The organism is Marinomonas sp. HM11-D (assembly GCF_057626615.1).
The window spans coordinates 30800-49138 of the sequence record NZ_JBMMKT010000006.1; the positions used below are offsets into that span (position 1 = coordinate 30800).

The 18339-nt window shown below is 49.3% G+C and carries 16 protein-coding genes; 10 read left to right on the forward strand and 6 right to left on the reverse strand.

The annotated features are described in order from the left end of the window. Position 1: 1 nt before the first annotated feature. The 5 genes from ACOSVP_RS10495 to ACOSVP_RS10515 all read right to left on the reverse strand — a co-directional run bounded on the left by ACOSVP_RS10495 (position 2) and on the right by ACOSVP_RS10515 (position 7568). Entirely contained in the window at positions 2-3850 is a 3849-nt protein-coding gene (locus ACOSVP_RS10495; RefSeq protein ID WP_487347453.1) for a response regulator, read from the reverse strand. Next, on the reverse strand, positions 3847-5049 hold the full coding sequence (locus ACOSVP_RS10500) for an ABC transporter substrate-binding protein (RefSeq protein ID WP_487347454.1): 1203 nt from the start codon (positions 5047-5049) through the stop codon (positions 3847-3849). The genes ACOSVP_RS10495 and ACOSVP_RS10500 overlap by 4 nt, the downstream gene beginning before the upstream one ends. Positions 5050-5208: 159 nt before the next feature. Further along, positions 5209-6132 (reverse strand): 5-oxoprolinase subunit C family protein, encoded by a 924-nt coding sequence (locus ACOSVP_RS10505; protein ID WP_487347455.1) that lies wholly within the window; start codon positions 6130-6132, stop codon positions 5209-5211. After that, a complete protein-coding gene (pxpB, locus tag ACOSVP_RS10510; protein ID WP_487347456.1) occupies positions 6122-6832 on the reverse strand; it encodes a 5-oxoprolinase subunit PxpB in 711 nt (236 codons plus the stop codon). The genes ACOSVP_RS10505 and pxpB overlap by 11 nt, the downstream gene beginning before the upstream one ends. Further along, positions 6825-7568 carry a 5-oxoprolinase subunit PxpA gene (locus ACOSVP_RS10515; protein ID WP_487347457.1) on the reverse strand — a complete coding sequence of 248 codons (744 nt, stop codon included), beginning with the start codon at positions 7566-7568 and terminating at the stop codon, positions 6825-6827. Before ACOSVP_RS10515 ends, pxpB begins: the two co-directional genes overlap by 8 nt. Positions 7569-7731: 163 nt before the next feature. Between ACOSVP_RS10515 and ACOSVP_RS10520 the strand changes: the two genes are divergently transcribed. From ACOSVP_RS10520 to ACOSVP_RS10565, 10 genes are all read left to right on the forward strand, one after another. After that, a complete protein-coding gene (locus tag ACOSVP_RS10520) occupies positions 7732-8307 on the forward strand; it encodes a DUF502 domain-containing protein (RefSeq protein WP_487347458.1) in 576 nt (191 codons plus the stop codon). A 2-nt stretch (positions 8308-8309) separates the two neighbouring features. Then, positions 8310-8657, forward strand: coding sequence for a hypothetical protein (locus ACOSVP_RS10525; RefSeq protein ID WP_487347459.1), 348 nt, complete (start codon positions 8310-8312; stop codon positions 8655-8657). A gap of 45 nt (positions 8658-8702) precedes the next feature. Further along, positions 8703-9053, forward strand: coding sequence for a DMT family protein (locus ACOSVP_RS10530; RefSeq protein WP_487347460.1), 351 nt, complete (start codon positions 8703-8705; stop codon positions 9051-9053). A 131-nt stretch (positions 9054-9184) separates the two neighbouring features. Further along, complete coding sequence (gene ugpB, locus ACOSVP_RS10535) at positions 9185-10483, forward strand: sn-glycerol-3-phosphate ABC transporter substrate-binding protein UgpB (protein WP_487347461.1); 1299 nt, start codon at positions 9185-9187, stop codon at positions 10481-10483. A 92-nt stretch (positions 10484-10575) separates the two neighbouring features. Then, positions 10576-11451: a sn-glycerol-3-phosphate ABC transporter permease UgpA gene (gene ugpA, locus ACOSVP_RS10540; protein WP_487347462.1), complete on the forward strand. Its 876-nt coding sequence runs from the start codon at positions 10576-10578 to the stop codon at positions 11449-11451. Further along, positions 11451-12293 (forward strand): sn-glycerol-3-phosphate ABC transporter permease UgpE, encoded by an 843-nt coding sequence (gene ugpE / locus ACOSVP_RS10545; RefSeq protein ID WP_487347463.1) that lies wholly within the window; start codon positions 11451-11453, stop codon positions 12291-12293. Before ugpA ends, ugpE begins: the two co-directional genes overlap by 1 nt. A gap of 1 nt (position 12294) precedes the next feature. Then, on the forward strand, positions 12295-13368 hold the full coding sequence (locus tag ACOSVP_RS10550) for a sn-glycerol-3-phosphate import ATP-binding protein UgpC (RefSeq protein WP_487347464.1): 1074 nt from the start codon (positions 12295-12297) through the stop codon (positions 13366-13368). After that, positions 13365-14096 carry a glycerophosphoryl diester phosphodiesterase gene (locus ACOSVP_RS10555; protein WP_487347465.1) on the forward strand — a complete coding sequence of 244 codons (732 nt, stop codon included), beginning with the start codon at positions 13365-13367 and terminating at the stop codon, positions 14094-14096. Before ACOSVP_RS10550 ends, ACOSVP_RS10555 begins: the two co-directional genes overlap by 4 nt. Position 14097: 1 nt before the next feature. After that, positions 14098-14862, forward strand: a complete 765-nt coding sequence (locus ACOSVP_RS10560) for a DeoR/GlpR family DNA-binding transcription regulator (protein ID WP_487347466.1) — start codon at positions 14098-14100, stop codon at positions 14860-14862. Position 14863: 1 nt separating this feature from the next. Then, positions 14864-15667: an HAD-IIB family hydrolase gene (locus tag ACOSVP_RS10565; protein WP_487347467.1), complete on the forward strand. Its 804-nt coding sequence runs from the start codon at positions 14864-14866 to the stop codon at positions 15665-15667. A gap of 83 nt (positions 15668-15750) precedes the next feature. On the opposite strand, the gene ACOSVP_RS10570 is transcribed toward ACOSVP_RS10565, so the two are convergent. Continuing rightward, positions 15751-18198: a penicillin-binding protein 1A gene (locus ACOSVP_RS10570; RefSeq protein ID WP_487347468.1), complete on the reverse strand. Its 2448-nt coding sequence runs from the start codon at positions 18196-18198 to the stop codon at positions 15751-15753. Positions 18199-18339: the final 141 nt, after the last annotated feature.

The window sequence follows — 18339 nt, forward strand, 5'->3', positions numbered from 1 at the left end:
TTTAATCCGTAATGCGAGCCAACAAACTCTTGGCATGTTCAATTGCGCTATCATAATCGTACAAACCAATGGCAGTATTTAGAGCGTTCATTAACGCCTGTTGTTCGGTGTTTTGGAAATGAGGTGCGAGCTGCTCTGCGATGTCGCTTGCCTCTGATAAGTTCTGTTCAAGATACTCTAGCAGTGTGGTTAACTGCTGACGTATTTCTGTTGCACTTAGTGGCGCTACCTGTTGTTCGACGATGTGATTCGTGCGACGGCCTTGCCAAGTATCCAACCCTTCTAGAATAGTCTGTAATTCTTCAACTAGCTCACTGGTGGTTGAGGCTAAGTATGTCTGTTGCTCAAGTTGCTTCTCCAAGGTGGCGGCGAGTTTCGCTAGGTGTGTCATCCCCAAAGTGCCACAAGTGCCTTTTAATGTGTGTACCAGACGAGTCGCTTCCTCATAGTGTTTAGCTTCCAACACGGCTTTCAGGGTGCTCTCGAAGTCTTTATGAGTACTTAAAAAACGATCCAATAAACGGCTATATAAGGCCGCACCTTGGGTGTGATGCAGGCCAATACTGGTATTCATCTGGACCATGTCTGGAAGCGTTATTGCCGCGCTGCCAGTAGCTTGATCGATGCTGACGGATGATGCGCGGGTCTGTTGTGGCTGACATTTCTGGTCTGGCATCCAATGTTCTAACGTAGCGAACATTTGCTCGATCTGAATCGGCTTGGCAATGTGATCATTCATGCCCGCGCGCATGGCTCGATCAATATCTTGAGTCAGTACATTGGCGGTCATCGCAATAATCGGCAAATCGGCATATTGTGGCATCTGACGAATTTTCTGGGTCGCTTGGTAGCCGTCCATGACCGGCATCTGGCAATCCATTAATACCAGATCAAAGTCATTTTCTTCGATTTGTTTAAGGGCTTCCTCGCCATTGACGGCGATCACAACGTGCATGCCCTGCTGCGTGAGTAACTCGATGGCCAACTCACGGTTAATCTCATTGTCTTCGACCAATAAAACCGTGGCGCCAAAGAGGTTGGCGTAATTCTGTGCCAGAGGCTCGCTATCGTCGCTTTTAGAGGGACTTAAACCATTTGTGCCATGGCTGTTGGCAATGGTGTCGAATAAGCTCGATATGGTAATAGGCTTGGTTAGGAAGCCCGCAATATCGATGCCTTGGGCTGCTTCTTTAACCTTGTCCAGATCGTAAGCGGTAACCATAATCATAGTCGGGTATTTGTGCGGTGAACTTGCAATGATTTGGCGGCAGGTTTCCACGCCATTTAACTCAGGCATTTTCCAGTCCACCAGTAGCAGTTCATAAGGTTGGTGTAACTGATCGGCGCGCTGAATCATGTCCAAGGCATCGAAGCCATTGCTGGCCATATGGCAATTAAGGCCTAACGCTTGAATATTGGCTTTTAACACTTCGCGCGCGCTGTCGTTGTCATCGACAATCAGCACATTGGAAATGTTTAATGAGGAAGACCAGTAGCTATGTGGTATTTCATCTTCAACACGTTCTAGCACCACAGAAAAATGGAAGGTACTGCCTAGTCCTTCTTCACTTTCAAGCCAGATGCGACCGCCCATCAGTTCGACTAATTGTTTGGAAATTGCTAAGCCCAGCCCAGTACCGCCAAAACGGCGCGTGGTAGAGGAGTCTGCTTGCGAGAAAGAACGAAATAGATGCTTCTGGTTTTCTTTGCTAATGCCAATGCCAGTGTCCGACACAGAAAAGATCACTTCCATGCGATCAGCGCTGTGTTGCTTGTAGCGAGCCTTGATCACCACTTCACCCTGTTGTGTGAATTTTAGCGCGTTATTACCAAGGTTCAGCAGTACTTGGCGTAAGCGTGTGGCATCCCCTAGAAATACCTGTGGCAAGTTTTCATCGATATCAAACACCAGTTCTAGGTCACGCTCTTCCACCTTGATGGTCAGCAGATTAGCAATTTCATTGAGTACATCTTGCAAATAGAAGGGCGCTCTTTCGAGTTCCACCTTACCGGCTTCAATCTTAGAAAAGTCGAGGATGTCGTTAATGATGGCCAGTAGCGATTCCGCTGAATGACGTACTTTCTGAATATAGTTGCGTTGGCGCTCATCCAGATCCGTTTGTAAGGCGAGATAAGACATACCAATAATGGAGTTCATGGGCGTGCGTATCTCATGGCTCATATTGGCCAAAAAGTTACTCTTAGCTTGGTTGGCCTGTTCGGCGTTTTCTTTCGCCACAATCAGTTCTTGAGTTTGTGTGGCAATTTCTTGTTCCAACTCTTGTTTGTAGTGTTGCAGAGAGAGTTGGTACTTATGTCGTTCGGAGATGTCACGCCACGTACAGATAATCGCGGGTTCATCGTCTAACACCACGGCAATCATGGTCAGATCGGCGTAAATCAGCTCGTTGTTATAGGCTTTAAACACCCATTCTTGATAGGAGTGACCTTGCGCTTCGGTCTGCTCAAAGAGAATCGACAACTGACTGTTAGATGGATCACCGGATTGGGCAAGGGGCGACAGATCACTCATGTTGACCTGCAGAAGCTGTTCGCAAGAGGGGTAACCCAGTACGCTGGCGGCAGCCTCATTGCATTCAATAATGGCTCCTTGACGCAAGATCCAAGCCGGATCCGGTGACGATTCAAACATTGAACGGAAGCGGTCTTCACTCTCTAAAAGCGTATTTAGCTGACGTTTCACCCGTTTTGAAATGGCCCACGCCAGGAGCAAAATAATCGCTCCAGTGATGACACTGACCCAGATGATCGCCTTACTAAGACGGGACAGCTCCTGCTCAATCAGTTGGTCGAGTTGGTGCGTTTCATTTTGCACAGCTTGACTGATGTTATCGAGTAAGCGTGATAGTGGGGAAAAAATGGCTTCAATTTCACTATTGATCACGTTGCGCTGATCATTGATGGTCATTAGCGCAAAGTGTTCATGGAACAGACCTGCTGAGCCCAGTTCAATCACATTCAGCTCGTTATAGTAATAACCCGTGCCATAGAGTATGCGTTTTAGCTTGTCGGACTCTGCCGTCAGGCGGTTGTTGGCGTCGGGAAATTGGGCCTTGGTCTGGGCAATGGCGTAATCAAGGCGTTCAAATGTCGGAGAAATTCGATTGTTCAGCAGGTCAGCTAGCTGAGCCTGGCTGTTTGTTAGTGGCAGGCTATTAATGGCCAACTCTAATTGCAGCATGTCTTCTAATGCTGTGGAAAGCGAACTTTCAATCGCGCTGGCACGCAACATCATATAGCGTTCGCTTAAGTCGCGTTTTTCAGCCTCGGGAGCGCTACGGTATTGAAACAGGAGCACGCCTTCTTGTAGGCGATGACGGCTGCTGAGTGCGCGTAATTGACCAGTAAGTACGTCCACAGAGACCAACGCATTACGCATTAGGTCATTGCGTTCTGATTGAGTAGTAAAGGCTTCTCGGGCTTTGTACCAAGCATCGACCTTGTCAGTCAGGTTGTAGATGTGATGGCTTTTGACTCGCACTGCGTCGCCTAATCCAATTAGGTCGGAGTCTTGGCGGGAGGCTTGTTCCAGCGCATCGGCGGCACTTTCAAAGCGCGACATTAAATCTTGATCTAGGTAGGCGGCATTGACGTCTTGGTCCAAGGCCTCTCGCAGACGATTGCGCAGCGTTGGGACGACTTCGCGCAGTTCTGATATCGCGCCAACCATGGTGGCTTGTTGGCTACGAATATCGGTTTGTTGCTGTTTAAGATCATTCGCGGTGTGAGATAAGTTGGAAGCACCAATCACAATTGCCAACAGGCTAAAGATGGCCATGAGCCATACCAGTGGTGAGATTGACGATTGGAACTGCCCCATCTTACTCATAGGCTACCTCGTTGAAATTCAGGGGAGAGAGAGCTGCCGCAGTAACTGTGTTTATGCTTTAAATCTTGAAGTTCTAACCATATAGGATATTTAGAATGCTCTAATTCACTGGAAATTTCCAGTGACGTGTCTTGAGCTTGGAGTGATTGCTCATACTGGCGAAGTAAAGCTAAGAACTCTGCTCTACTGGGGGCTTTGTCGCTTGCCTGAGTGAGCAACGCGGCTTCCACATAGCGCGCCGCGAGGTAGCCTTCTAATTCCATCGGAGAGGTGGTTTCGAGATTGCCGTACTGCATCACATCTTCAAAAAACTCTTTGACCTCCAGATAACGCTGCTGATCCATACAGGGTCTGACTAAGGTGGAAAGAATTTGCGCATCGGTGTCGCGTACTTGCTCAATCAAGGAGTCGTGGCTGACAAATGAAAAGGTTGCGAACAAGGGCTTAACGCCCACTTGATGCAGTAAAGTAATTAACTCAGCAGCAGCGGGGTAAGTGCTAATCAGGAAAATGGCTTTAGGCTGTTTCGTTTGAGCTAAGATCTTCGCCACAGCCTCCTCTGCGGAAGGTTGGTTGCGCGCATAGTAGAGCTTAAAAATATCATTCGAGCTATCCAAACCATAGGACTGTAATGCCTCCGTGAGGCTACGCATAGTGCCTTCACCATAGCTGTCTTTCTGTACATACACCGCCATGTCATTGGGCTTAATGCCGAACTGTTCGACCACGGTTTTGGCCAACAGTTTGGCTTCATCATGATAACTGGCGCGTTGGGTAAAAATCAGTGAACTGATGCCGTCTTGCTTGAGGGCGCTGCTGCCACTGATGGGCGAGATCAGCGGGATTTGGAATTGCTGCAACGTCGGGATGGCACTGACAATGGTTGGTGTACCCACGCTGCTGATCAAGCCAACAATGTGATCTTGCTCGATCATTTGACGAATCAAGGGGGCGGTATGCTTTGGCTCATAGCCATCGTCTTTGGCCACTAGTGCCAGCTGATAAGGCAGTTGCTGGCTTGCGTTGATGCGGGCAAACCCTAGTTCAATACCTTGCACCAATTCCTCACCGAGCTTGGCACTAGGCCCCGACATAGGCCCAGTAAAACCAAAGCGTAGCTCTTCGGCATGACTGATCACAGACAGCAGAAGGAGACAATTCATCACAAATGTACTGATGACTACATTAGGTCGATGCACGACAAACACCCTAAACAATTGGTTGATAACACCTCAATATGTGCGCATCAGATACGCCATGTCAGCATTAAGTTATCGATTAGTTTAGAGGAAATTCATGTAAACTGCGGCTGTAGAAGTGTCACTGAGTGTAACCTTGCTCTAGAAAACAATGGCGCTTTAGCGCCATTGATGGATGCGTGCCATTTGTAAATGCCGCTCACGCTCCGCTTGGTCGACGCTGAGGTAGCGAAATCCGATGCTGTCGCCCGGTGTTTTCTGGGACAACAAGGCCCCAGCAAAGCTGGTGACGCAGCCAATTTTCGGGTAACCACCAATGGTCTGACGATCGCGTAACAGCACAATCGGTTGGCCATCGCTGGGCACTTGGATAGCGCCATAGGCAATGCCTTCCGAGATAATGCCTTTTTGATCCTGTCCCACCGCTTGGCCTTCTAGACGATAGCCCATGCGATCGCAGTGCTGACTGAGGCGATAAGTACTACTGAAAAAACGCGCCCGATCAAGGCCAGAGAAATGTTTAAACTGATAACCGGTGACGACATCAATCTCCTCTTGCTCATAGTTGGGGATGGCTAAGCGCGGTACCGAGCGTTGTGTATGCTGGGTGGTGGCGTGAAAGGGGAGCTGATCACCTTGGCTAAGTTTGTCACCTTTGCCGCTCAAGCCGCCAAGTTTCTCACGCATCACCGTGGCGACACTGCCTAATACCGGTTTGACCAAGAAGCCGCCTTTGACCGCCAAGTAAGCTCGTAAGCCAATTTTTGGCTGATGAAACGCCAGCACATCTCCCATTTTAATCGGATAAGTTTGCCAAGGAATAACCACTTTGCCATTTATGGTGGCACCCAAATCGGCACCGGTAATGGCGATGCTTGTGTTGGCTTGTGCCTCCAGCGCAAACATACCAAATGTAATTTCGATTTGTGCGGCATGGCTGTCGTTATCGAGTAGGGCATTGCCCCAACGAAACGCTAGCTCATCCATCGGCCCACCGGTGGTCACGCCAAGATGCTGGTAGCCATGGCGGCCAAGATCTTGTAACAAGGCCAGCATACCTGGCTTAAGCACTTTAAAAGCCATCTAACTGACCTCCTTGGGCAATAAATTCTTCCCTTGAGATGGGCGCAAAGCGCACTGTATCGCCCACTTCAATTAAGGCTAAGCTGTCACTTTGCCAATCCACCAGCTGCACTGGCGTACGTCCGAGAATTTGCCAACCGCCTGGGGTGACGCTCGGGTAGACGGCGGTTTGTTGCTCAGCAATGGCGACACTGCCTAACGGCACTTTTAAGCGTGGCGTGGTTTTTCGAGGCATACGTAGGGCTTCTGGAGTGTTGCCCAAAAAGGCAAAGCCTGGGGAGAAACCAATGGCAAAGGCGCGATAACTTGTTTCACTGTGTAGCTTGATCACCTCAGCGACGGTTAAGCCGCAGTGCTTCGCCACTTCCTCCAGATCAGGGCCTACTTCAGGATCGTAGTAAACCGGAATCACCACTTCGCGGCGTTCCGTTTCGGTAATTGATTGAAGATCGATGCTGGCGGATAAGGTTTTGATTTTATTAGTAATCTTAAAACGGTCGTAATGGTCGGTGTCGAAAATCACCAATAAGGTGGTGTACGACGGCACCAGATCAATGATGCCCTCACAATTGCGCAGGGCTTTGGTCACTAAGGCGATGACGTCTGCAGCTGCATCGTTAATAGATTCGGAAAAGGTCAGCAAGCAGGCGTGATCACTGACCAATTCCATCTGCGGGGGATAGATTAATGCTTTATGCATGTGAACGATTTCCCACCAATGCGCGAAGGCGCTGCACTGCTTCCACGGCATGGTCGCCATCGCCATGCACACAGATGGTATCCGCGTGCACCGTTAAGGCTTTGCCCGACTCAGTAATCAGTGAGCCGTGCTCGCTTAATTGCACCACCTGTTGCTCGATCAGATCAAAGCTCTTATGTACGGCATTAGCTTGTTTTCGGGGTGTTAAACGGCCGTCGTCGGTGTACAAACGATCGGAAAAAGCTTCAAACCAAAGTTCTAGCTGATATTTCTTGGCTAGGGCTTTCACTTGATCTGCTTCAGGAATCGCCATCACCATTAAAATCAATGAGTTATCGATCTCACTGACGGCTTGCATGACGCTTTCTAAGACCGTGAAATTGGCCATCATGGTGTTGTACAAAGCTCCATGAGGTTTGACGTAGGTAACTTTGGTCGCGTGGGCTTGGCAAATGCCCTGCAGCGCGCCAATTTGGTATTGGATAATGGCTTTGAGTTCATTTGGCGCGATGTCCATATTACGGCGGCCAAAGCCAACCAAGTCTGGGTAGGCGGGGTGAGCACCAATGGTGACATTGTGCTGCTTGGCCAACGCCACTGTTTTGCTCATGGTGAGTGGGTCAGAAGCGTGAAAGCCACAGGCAATGTTGGCTTGATCGACAAACGGCATAATGTCTTCGTCTAAGCCCATTGTCCAAGCGCCAAACGCTTCCCCCATGTCACAATTTAACTTCATGCTGAACTCCATAAACTTTGCTTGTATTGCTTAAGAGTAACCAGCCAGCCTTCAGGCAACAAGTGTGCCGCTTTGCATGGCTTTTACTGAGCTTTTACGTGGTCCTCGGCTATCTAAGTTGGAACGGCTTTTGTATGCTCTAAATATCCTATTGGAGAATGCAATGAACAAACTGATTTCCATGATTTTAAAGGGCTTGGTCGCGGTCGTGCCGATCGGCCTAACGGTGTACTTTTTATACTGGCTGTTTACCACGGCGGAAGAATTAGCGCGCCCGTTGGTGCTACTCGTCTGGCCTGAGCAGGACTACTTTGTTGGAATGGGCGTCTTAACCAGCCTGTTGCTGCTGGCGATCGTCGGTTTGGTAGTGAACTTTTATGGTATTCGTTACCTAATGAAGCTAAGCCAAAGCCTGTTTGAACAGATCCCCCTGGTAAAGTCCATTTATGGGGCGTTGACGGACATGATGACGGTTTTCAGTCTGTCCAACAAAACCGGCAAGCAAAGTGTTGTCACCCTTGAGATCCAAGGCATGCAGCTGATTGGTTTTGTCACCGGTGAGAAAATGGGACAGCGCTTATTTGGCGAAAAAGACCTAGTGGGGGTGTACTTACCCTTGAGTTACCAGATTGGTGGTATGACGGTGTATGTTTCACGTGAAAAGCTCACGCCGCTGGATATTTCCATGGAAGAAGCCATGCGTATCGCTGTGACAGGCGGTGTGCAATCGAAGAATTAACCATGATGACATTAGAGCAAGTTACTGAATTATTAGAACAAAAAGGTTATCCCGCCAAACTCAAGCGCTTTCCTCGACGAATCTACGTCGGCTCGATTGGTTCATTTTATGGGGTGACCATTGTTCAGAATGAAAAGACCGGTGAGCTAAAGCTGTCTTATCAGCCACTGATTCTTTTGCTGGGGAGTGCGCTACTGATCTACAGCTTTATTGTCAGCTTTGGCAATGACGATATGCTGTCGGCGCTGATCGGTATTACTGCGGCGTCTGTGATGGCGAACTTCTTCAAATCACGGGCTAAAAAAGCAGAAATTGAGGCGATTTTACGAGACGCTAGTCAATCATCTTAAGCCCGCTTATGATCCGCCCATCTTTCCTTTGATGGGCGGCACTTCATGAATCCAATCCTAATCAGCATCAGTTTATTAATCTGCAGCAATGTCTTTATGACCTTTGCTTGGTATGCCCATCTTAAAGAACTTAATAATAAGCCTTGGATCATCGCTGCCTTAGTGAGCTGGGGTATTGCCTTGTTTGAATACCTGCTACAAGTGCCTGCCAACCGCATTGGTTTCACGGCACTCAATGTGGGGCAGCTGAAAATCATGCAGGAAGTGATTACCTTATTGGTGTTTGTGCCCTTCTCAGTTTTCTATCTTAAAGAGAATCTAAAACTGGATTATTTGTGGGCTGGATTATGTCTCATCGGTGCGGTCTACTTTGTGTTTCGTTCCAAGTTTGCCTAATAAACGAAACTATGTCTGTTTCATTTGAAAGAAAAGCATCACTAAAGTGAAACAAAAGAAGCGTACTTTATCCCTCGTTTGATGATTTTTAACCGTTTTATTTTATTGGTTTCGATACGAGGGAACGCTCCATGCGTAAGTTAGCTTTAGTGTCTATGGTCGCAGGTCTTGCGGCATCAGGGTCAGCTTTATCAGCAACACAAATCGAGTGGTGGCACGCTATGGGTGGTGCCAACGGTGAGAAAGTAGATGAGATCGCCGCCGCGTTTAACGCTTCTCAAAGTGACTATGAAGTGAAACCTGTGTTCAAAGGTAACTACACAGAGACCATGACCTCAGCGATTGCGGCGTTCCGTGCTAAGCAACAGCCAGCGATCGTGCAAGTGTTTGAAGTGGGTACCGCGAGCATGATGGCCGCCGAAGGGGCCGTTTACCCTGTCTACAAATTGATGGCGGATACGAAGCAGCCATTCAATCAAAACGATTACCTAAGTGCCGTCACCGGTTACTACACCGACAAAGATGGCAACATGCTGTCGATGCCATTCAACAGTTCCACGCCAGTGTTGTACTACAACAAAGAGTTGTTCGCGAAAGCCGGTGTGAGCGCGCCGAAAACATGGCAAGAAGTGGAAACCGTGTCACAAAAACTACTCGACAGCGGTGTGCAATGTGGTTTCACCACCTCTTGGCAATCATGGGTACAGCTAGAAAACTTCAGTGCCCGCCATAACCTTCCTTTTGCCTCTCAAGCGAACGGCTTTGCTGGCATGGAGACTGAGCTTACGTTCAACGGCCCAGCACAAGTGGCGCACATTGAGAAAATGAGTGAATGGCAGCAAAACGGCATCTTTAGCTACGGCGGTCGTCGCAGTGATTCCGCATCTAAGTTCTACAGCCAAGAATGTGCCATGCATATGGAGTCTTCGGCAGGCTACGCGGGTGTGAAGCGTAACGCTAAATTCGACTTTGGTGTATCTGAGCTACCGTACAACAGCGATGTGATCAAGGCGCCACAAAATACCATAATCGGTGGCGCGTCTTTGTGGGTACTGCAAGGTAAGAGCCAGGCTGAATACCAAGCGGTGTCTCATTTCCTAAGCTTCCTCTCGAGCGCTGAGGTGCAAGCGGACTGGCACCAATTCTCGGGTTACTTGCCAATCACCACAGCAGCCTACGAATTAACCAAACAACAAGGTTTCTATGACGCTAATCCTGGTACCGACGTTGCTGTGAAACAAATGACATCAGTGGCGCCAACCGATAACTCAAAAGGTCTGCGTCTAGGTAACTTCGTACAAATCCGTGACATCATCAACGAAGAGCTAGAGGCGGTTTGGGCAGGTGATAAAACGGCTCAAGTCGCGCTAGACACAGCGGTTGAGCGTGGTAACGCGCTGCTACGTAAGTTCGAGAAAGCGAACCACTAATCCGATCATCACTTCCTCCTAGTGAGGGTGCCTCCCCGTTCGCGGGGAGGCTTTTTTAGTGACGTGCCGTTGAATGATCGAAAGAGCCTGTTATGTCGGTGTATTTCCCGCAAAAGTTTTTGCCCTATTTATTGCTGTTACCACAGTTGTTGGTAACCGCTATTTTCTTTCTTTGGCCCGCTGGACAAGCGGTCGAACAGGCGTTTTATCAAGAGGACGCCTTTGGTCTAAGCCGTGATTTTGTCGGCTTGGATAACTTCACAGAATTATTTACCAGCCCTGAGTATTACGCCTCGCTACTGACCACCATGATCTTTAGCTTTTCGGTGGCCTTTTTAGGCTTAGCAGTCGCGCTTTGGTTGGCTGTCATGGCGGATCGCGTGATTCGTGGCGCCATGGTGTACCAGACTTTATTGATTTGGCCTTACGCGGTTGCCCCTGCCTTGGCGGGTGTGTTGTGGTGGATTTTATTCGATCCGAGCATGGGACCCGTGGCACTTGCGTTGGATGCCATGGGCATCGATTGGAACCACTTCGTCAATGGCGATCAAGCGATGATCTTGGTGGTGATTTCCGCGACTTGGAAACAAATTAGCTATAACTTTCTATTCTTCTTGGCAGGGCTGCAGGCCATTCCGCGCTCTTTAATTGAAGCAGCGGCGATTGATGGCGCAGGGCCAGGCAAACGCTTCTGGGACATTATCTTTCCTTTGTTATCGCCCACCACCTTCTTCTTATTAGTGGTGAACTTGGTATACGCCTTCTTTGAAACTTTTGGCGTGATCGATGCGACCACTCAAGGGGGTCCTGGACAAAGTACCACGACCATGGTGTACAAGGTTTTTAACGATGGTTTTGTGGGCTTAGACCTAGGTAGCTCGGCGGCCCAGTCGGTGGTGTTAATGGCGATCGTGGGTCTGATGACGGTGATTCAGTTCCGCTACATTGAGCGTAAGGTGCAGTACTAATGATTGAAAATCGTCCTTGGCTGACTGTTTTCAGTCATCTTGTATTGGTGCTTGGCGTGCTCTTGGTGGCTTTGCCGGTGTGGGTGGCGCTAGTCGCTTCAACTCATCCGGCCAGTGCGTTTGGTGCGGGTTCCATTCCCATGTGGTTTGGCGATCAGGCGTGGGCAAATTGGCAACAGGTGTTGATTGGCAAAGAGGGGCAAGCATCTGATTTGCTGCGTATGACGTTGAACTCCTTGATCATGGCGCTGGGGATTACCTTTGGCAAAATCGCTATTTCTTTGTTGTCAGCCTATGCCATTGTCTTCTTCCGCTTTCCGTTTCGTGGCGCGGCGTTTTGGGTGATTTTCTTTACTCTGATGCTGCCAGTCGAAGTACGCATTGTGCCGACTTATGAGGTAGTAGCGAACCTTGATTTGCTCAACAGCTATACAGGTTTAACCCTACCTTTGATTGCCAGTGCCACGGCGACCTTCCTATTTCGTCAGTGCTTTATGAGTATCCCAGGTGAACTAGTCGAAGCGGCGCGCATTGATGGGGCAGGCCCGATTCGTTTCTTCTTCGATATTTTACTGCCACTGTCGCGCACTAATATCGCGGCGCTGTTTGTGATCCTGTTTATTTACGGTTGGAACCAGTATTTGTGGCCACTGATCGTGACCACGGATGATGCTTATTACACCTTGGTCATGAGCGTAAAACGTATGTTGTCGGTATCCGATGGCGATATCGCTTGGAACCAAGTCATGGTGTCGACCTTATTGGCGATGATCCCGCCGGTGTTGGTGGTGATCGGTATGCAGAAGTTATTCGTCAAAGGTTTGGTGGACGCGGAGAAATAAAATGTCAGATTTAGTACTTAATAATATCGGTAAAACCTATGCCAACGGCTACCAAGCGATTCCGAACATCGACCTGACTATTGAAGAAGGGGAGTTTATTGTTTTGGTGGGCCCCTCTGGTTGTGGCAAATCTACCTTGCTACGTATGGTGGCGGGCTTAGAAAGCATTAGCCAAGGCGATCTTTTAATCAAAGGCGATCAGGTCAATAACAAAGAACCGGCCGATCGAGATATTGCCATGGTGTTTCAGAACTACGCTCTGTATCCACATATGTCGGTGTATGACAACATGGCTTATGGTTTGAAAAACCGTGGTGTGGCGAAAGCGGAGATCGCAACTAAGGTCAATGCGGTGGCGCAGATGTTGGGGCTTGAAGAGCTGCTGACTCGCAAGCCGAAGCAGTTATCCGGTGGTCAGCGTCAGCGAGTGGCTATGGGCCGTGCCATGGTGCGAGATCCAAAGGTATTTTTGTTTGATGAACCGCTGTCGAACCTAGACGCCAAATTACGTGTGCAGATGCGCGTGGAAATCCGTGAATTGCAACGCAAGCTGGGTACGACGACTTTGTATGTGACCCATGATCAAGTGGAAGCCATGACCTTGGCGGATCGCTTGGTAGTGCTTAACAAAGGCCATGCAGAGCAAATTGGCACACCAATGGAATTGTATGAGCGTCCGGCATCGACCTTTGTTGCGGAGTTTATTGGCTCACCGTCGATGAATCTTATCCCCAGCCGCGTTGAAAATGGCAAATTGCAGTTAGGTGTGGATATCCAGCTTGATTGTCCACATGTTTCAGCACAATCGGTGATTTTTGGTATTCGACCTGAACATGTGGATATCTCACCGGTTGAGCAAGCGGATGTTTCGTTTACCGTCAAAGCCGTCGAAGCTCTCGGGGCCGAAACCTTGGTTCACGGAGTGTTACATCTTGAAGATGGCAATGGCCCTGCATTTATCGTTAGATTATCGGGTAATCATCACTTTGCCGGTGGTGAAACATTAGGTTTAACCTTACCAAGCAAGGCTTGGCACTTGTTTGATGCTCAAACGACAAAGAGGATTGAAGCGTGATTGAATTAACCAAAGTAATGGGACACCGTGGTGCGGCCTTATTAGCGCCAGAAAACACCTTAGCGTCAATCCGAGCCGCTGCTGCAACGGGTGTGAAGTGGGTGGAAATCGATGTTTATCCGATTGCCCAAGGTGGTTTGATTATCTTTCATGACGATACTTTAGATCGTTGTACCAATGGTTCTGGCGTCACCGAACAGAGCGAATTAGACACCGTCTTATCCCTAGATGCGGGCGCTTGGTTTGGCGAATCGTTCCGTGGCGAAGCTGTGCCGACGTTAGAACAGGCGCTGGATTGCATTCAAGAGTTGGGCTTAGGTTTGAACCTTGAGATCAAATACGAAGGCACCGATGTTGACACCGTGGTGCCACCGATCTTAGCGATGCTCGAAGCCAAGTGGCAACAGCCTGAAAAGCTGATGATCTCAAGCTTTAATTACCCCGCATTGCAGGTTTGTCATCGCCTCCAGCCAAGCATTGCCTTGGGCTATTTAGTTGAAGAGGTGCCAGCAGACTGGCAGGAAAAACTCGCTGCCATTGAGGCTTACAGTTTGAATTGCTACTACCTGCCATTAACCGAGCAACAAGCCCGCGCGGTGAAAGCCGCAGGTTATAAACTGCTATGTTATACCGCCAATGCTCAAGAACTCGTGGCACAACACTGGGATTGGGGCATGGATACCGTGATCACCGACGATCCGAATCAATTTATGTCGTTGGAGTCCTAGTTTGAGTTTAAACGAGCGTCAGTCGCATATTTTAAACTGGGTGCAGCAATGTGATCTGTTGCTGGTAGAAGAGATGGTAGAGCGCTTTGGCGTTTCTTCGCAGACCATTCGCAAAGACATTAATCAGCTAGCTGAAATGCATCTGGTACGCCGTCAACATGGGGGCATTGCTCCGGTGTCGACTGCGGAAAACTTGTCTTTTTCCAATCGCCAATCCTTGAACAGTGAGGCGAAACAGGCGATTGCTAAAAAAGTCGCCCATGCGATTCCCAATGGCGCATCGGTGTTTCTCGGTATTGGTACTACAGTGGAGTTTGTTGCTAAGGCCTTACTGTCCCATCAAGCCTTGCAGATTTTTACCAATAACCTAACGGTAGCGACCTTATTTGCCGATCGTCCCGATATCCCTGTGCGTTTAACGGCGGGACGGATGCGTCATCGCCATTGTGACTTGGTGGGCTCTGATGCGTTAGAGAGCATGCGCAAATACGTGTTCGATTATGGTGTGCTGGGTTGCGGCGGTCTGAACGAGGCCTTTGGTATCTTGGATTTTGATCCGGATGAGGCCAATTTAAGTCGCGTGTTAATCGAACAAAGTCGCCATGTGTTGTTGGTGGCTGATCAACATAAATGGGGACGCAAGGCGAGTGCACGGGTGGCCTGTTTTGATCGCGTGGAAAGCTTGTTTAGCGATGAGATTAACGATGAACAACGCGCCCTGTTAACCTCTCAAGGGGTGTCTATTGTGCTGACTAAGGATGAATAGCATGAAGCAAACCGCACAGAAAAGCCCACAACCTCTTAGCTGGATGGCGCCAGAGTTACTGGCTGCGGTGCGCTATGTGTTTACTGACTTTGATGACACCCTGACGCTGCATGGACGTTTGCCGGCCGCAACACTGGCTGCGTTGCAAGCGTTGGAAAACGCAGGTATTAAGGTGATCCCTGTGACCGGAGGCTGTGCTGGTTGGTCAGATATGATGGTACGTGTATTACCTGTCGCAGGTGTGATCAGCGAAGGCGGTGCGCTGTTTTTAAAGCCAGAAGGACGCTCAGTGGCGTATCACTTCTTTGATGATGAAGCGACCATGCGTGCCAAGCAGGCGGAGCTGCTCGCTCTGCTGCAGCCACGTCTACAGGGTTTCAAAGCACTCAAACTGACCCGTGATCAAGCCTATCGCTTGACCGATGTAGCGATTGATTACGCCCAAGAAATCTCACCACCAGCGCTGCAGGAAAAAGATGCCTTGCTGGCAGACTTAATCGGCCTTGGCCTCAATGCCAAAGCCTCTTCGATACATATTAATGTCTGCCAACCGGGCGTGGATAAATACGCCATGACCGAACGTGTGCTGCGCGAGTTTTTCAATGTGTCAGCCACAGCGGCGAAACAACAAGTGCTGTATGTGGGCGATGCGCCCAATGATGAGAGTATGTTTGCCCAGTTTCCGCTCAGTGTGGGGGTAGCGAACATCGCTAAGCATCTTGAAGTATTAACGCATCAGCCGGCTTTTATCACGGATTCTGAAGGCGGTGAAGGTTTTGCTGAGCTGGCTGAGAAACTGCTCTAAAGCCTTTGCCTTAGCGAAATACAAAGCATAAAAAACGCCGCACTTTGAAGAAAGGCGGCGTTTTTTGTGTCTGCTTCAGACGCTTAGAACAGGTTCTCTAGCGCAGTGTTGGCAGACGGTGTGACTTGGCCTGCTTCATTGCCGTTGCCTTCTGCCGATTCTGGGCGTGCGTCGATATTGGCTGCCGGTACATGGTCCTTGCGGAAGATTTCAAAGATGGCGTTTTTCTGACCTGGGTAAGCACGTTCGCCTGTATTTGGGTCGATACGTACGGTTACCAAAGACGATGGTTTACGCACATAGCTCGGCGCTGTCCCAGTCAGCGTTGGGCGCATGTAGTCGATCCAAGTTGGCAAGGACGCAGAGCCACCCCATTCACCGCGACCGAGCGGTGACATGTCGTCAAAGCCAGTCCAAACGGTGGTCACGACTTCACCATTAAAGCCAGAGAACCAAGCATCACGGCCATCGTTGGTGGTACCGGTTTTACCGGCAATGTCATCACGTCCGAGTACTTGGGCGCGGCGGCCGGTACCGTAGCGAATCACGTCACGCATGATGTCATACATGATGTAGGCCACTTCATCATCCAATACGCGTGGCGCAACCGGAAGTTCAACAACCCCGTGTGTTGTATCAAACAGGCCCTTGCTTGGAGCGTTCTCGTCGCTTTTTTCCAGTAGCGTACAGCCACTGCAGACTGTCACAGGTTCCGCTTGGAAGATGACTTCACCGTTACGATCTTCGATACGATCGATTAGGTAAGGCTGTACACGATAACCACCATTGGAGAACACTGAGTAGCCGGAGGCGATTTGCAACGGCGATAAGTTGGCACTACCTAACGACAAAGATAGGTTGTGCGGCAACTCATTTTTATCAAAACCAAAACGCTCGACAAAATCCAAGGTCGGGCGAATGCCCATTTCATCTAATAAACGCACTGAGACTACGTTTTGTGAGCGGTACAAGGCTTCGCGCAGGCGCGTTGGACCATAGAACTTGCCACCATCGTTGGTCGGACGCCATGCGCTTGCCAAACTACTGTCATGGAACACCACAGGTGCATCGTTAATCACGCTGGCGGCGGTGTAGCCATTAGATAGGGCGCTTGAGTAAATAAATGGCTTAAAGTTCGAGCCTGGCTGGCGCTTTGATTGGGTAATACGGTTGAACTTGTTGGTAAAGAAGTTAAAACCACCGACCAAGGATTCAATGGCACCATCTTTACTGTCTAACGACACTAAGGCACTTTGTACCGCTGGGGTTTGTGCTAGGCGCCAAGTCGTCTCTTGGTTAGGACGAAGTTGGATAATGCTACCAGCCGCCAAGACATCGGCTGGTTTCTCCGGTCTTTTGCCATGGGCATTTTCATTAATGTAAGGCACGGCCCAGCTCATGGCGGCGAATGGTAGTTCAAAAGCACTGCCATCTTGAAGGCGTAGTGATGCTGAGTCATTTGAGGTTTTCAGTACCAGCGCCATGGTCCAATTCGGAACGTTATCGAAGTTTTCTAGGGCTTCTTGCTGAGTCGCTAAATCTTCATCCAGCAGGTCTTTGCGTGTATCGAGTGTGCCGCGGTAGCCGTGGCGCTCGTCGTAATCCAAGACACCATCGTAAACCGCTTGGTTGGCATTGCGTTGACGCTCTGAGTTAATGGTGGTGTACACCACAAGACCTTCGCTGTAGAGCTTGTCGCCGTAAGTTTGATACAGCTCGTGACGCACCATCTCTGCCACATAGTTGGCTTCTACATCGGCTTGAATACCGTAGTTTTTCGCCGTGACCGGGGCTTCCACCGCGGCTTGGTAGGCTTGTTTCTCAATCATGCCTAGGCTCAACATACGCTGTAGGATCCAGTTACGACGGATCAAGGCACGGGATGGGTTGGCCACAGGGTTATAACGAGATGGGGCTTTCGGCAAGCCGGCAATCATGGCGTATTGCGCCAGCGTCAACTCACTTAGATGTTTACCGTAGTAAACTTGTGCCGCCGCATCAAAACCGTAGGCACGTTTACCGAGGTAAATCTTGTTCATGTAGAGTTCAAGGATTTCATGCTTGGTCAGCTCTTGTTCCATTTTCAAAGAGATAAAGATCTCAGTGAATTTACGCATGAAAGTTTGCTCAAAGGACAGGAAGTAGTTACGTGCTACCTGCATGGTGATGGTACTACCACCACTTTGGATTTCACCCGTGGTGACCAACTGGTAAGCGGCGCGTAATAGGCCCATCACATCCACCCCAGGATGGTGATAGAAGTTACTGTCTTCCGCGGCCAACACGGCATTTTCAAGATCCAACGGAATGTCTTCGTAACGAATCGGCGTGCGGCGCTGCTCACCAAACTCGCCGATCAGCTGCTCATCTCGAGTATAGATGCGCAGCGGAATCTGTAGTTCGATGGCTTTCATTTCTTCCTTAGTCGGAATGCTGTCCTTCACCTGCTGGTAGACGGCATAGGTGATGCCGGCCGCCGCCAAGGCACCGAGTAACGCAAGAACGAAGAGAATTTTGAATGTTTTGGCCATGTTAGGTCACTGGTTATTTAGTGTTCGGGCGATTATACCTGACTTAAGTTGCCCTTGGAGGCTTGTTGACCTGAAAATTCATGTTATCTTCACGTAAAGATATGATGCAGATTGCATAAGTCAGTTCAAATGCATGGCATA

What these genes read in the sequence shown, in the direction of transcription:
- ACOSVP_RS10495 (WP_487347453.1), bottom strand. Translation starts at nt 3,850, where the DNA reads ATGAGTAAGATGGGGCAGTTCCAATCGTCAATCTCACCACTGGTATGG.
- ACOSVP_RS10505 (WP_487347455.1), bottom strand. Translation starts at nt 6,132, where the DNA reads ATGGCTTTTAAAGTGCTTAAGCCAGGTATGCTGGCCTTGTTACAAGAT.
- pxpB (WP_487347456.1), bottom strand. Translation starts at nt 6,832, where the DNA reads ATGCATAAAGCATTAATCTATCCCCCGCAGATGGAATTGGTCAGTGAT.
- ACOSVP_RS10515 (WP_487347457.1), bottom strand. Translation starts at nt 7,568, where the DNA reads ATGAAGTTAAATTGTGACATGGGGGAAGCGTTTGGCGCTTGGACAATG.
- ACOSVP_RS10520 (WP_487347458.1), top strand. Translation starts at nt 7,732, where the DNA reads ATGAACAAACTGATTTCCATGATTTTAAAGGGCTTGGTCGCGGTCGTG.
- ACOSVP_RS10525 (WP_487347459.1), top strand. Translation starts at nt 8,310, where the DNA reads ATGATGACATTAGAGCAAGTTACTGAATTATTAGAACAAAAAGGTTAT.
- ACOSVP_RS10530 (WP_487347460.1), top strand. Translation starts at nt 8,703, where the DNA reads ATGAATCCAATCCTAATCAGCATCAGTTTATTAATCTGCAGCAATGTC.
- ugpB (WP_487347461.1), top strand. Translation starts at nt 9,185, where the DNA reads ATGCGTAAGTTAGCTTTAGTGTCTATGGTCGCAGGTCTTGCGGCATCA.
- ugpA (WP_487347462.1), top strand. Translation starts at nt 10,576, where the DNA reads ATGTCGGTGTATTTCCCGCAAAAGTTTTTGCCCTATTTATTGCTGTTA.
- ugpE (WP_487347463.1), top strand. Translation starts at nt 11,451, where the DNA reads ATGATTGAAAATCGTCCTTGGCTGACTGTTTTCAGTCATCTTGTATTG.
- ACOSVP_RS10550 (WP_487347464.1), top strand. Translation starts at nt 12,295, where the DNA reads ATGTCAGATTTAGTACTTAATAATATCGGTAAAACCTATGCCAACGGC.
- ACOSVP_RS10565 (WP_487347467.1), top strand. Translation starts at nt 14,864, where the DNA reads ATGAAGCAAACCGCACAGAAAAGCCCACAACCTCTTAGCTGGATGGCG.
- ACOSVP_RS10570 (WP_487347468.1), bottom strand. Translation starts at nt 18,198, where the DNA reads ATGGCCAAAACATTCAAAATTCTCTTCGTTCTTGCGTTACTCGGTGCC.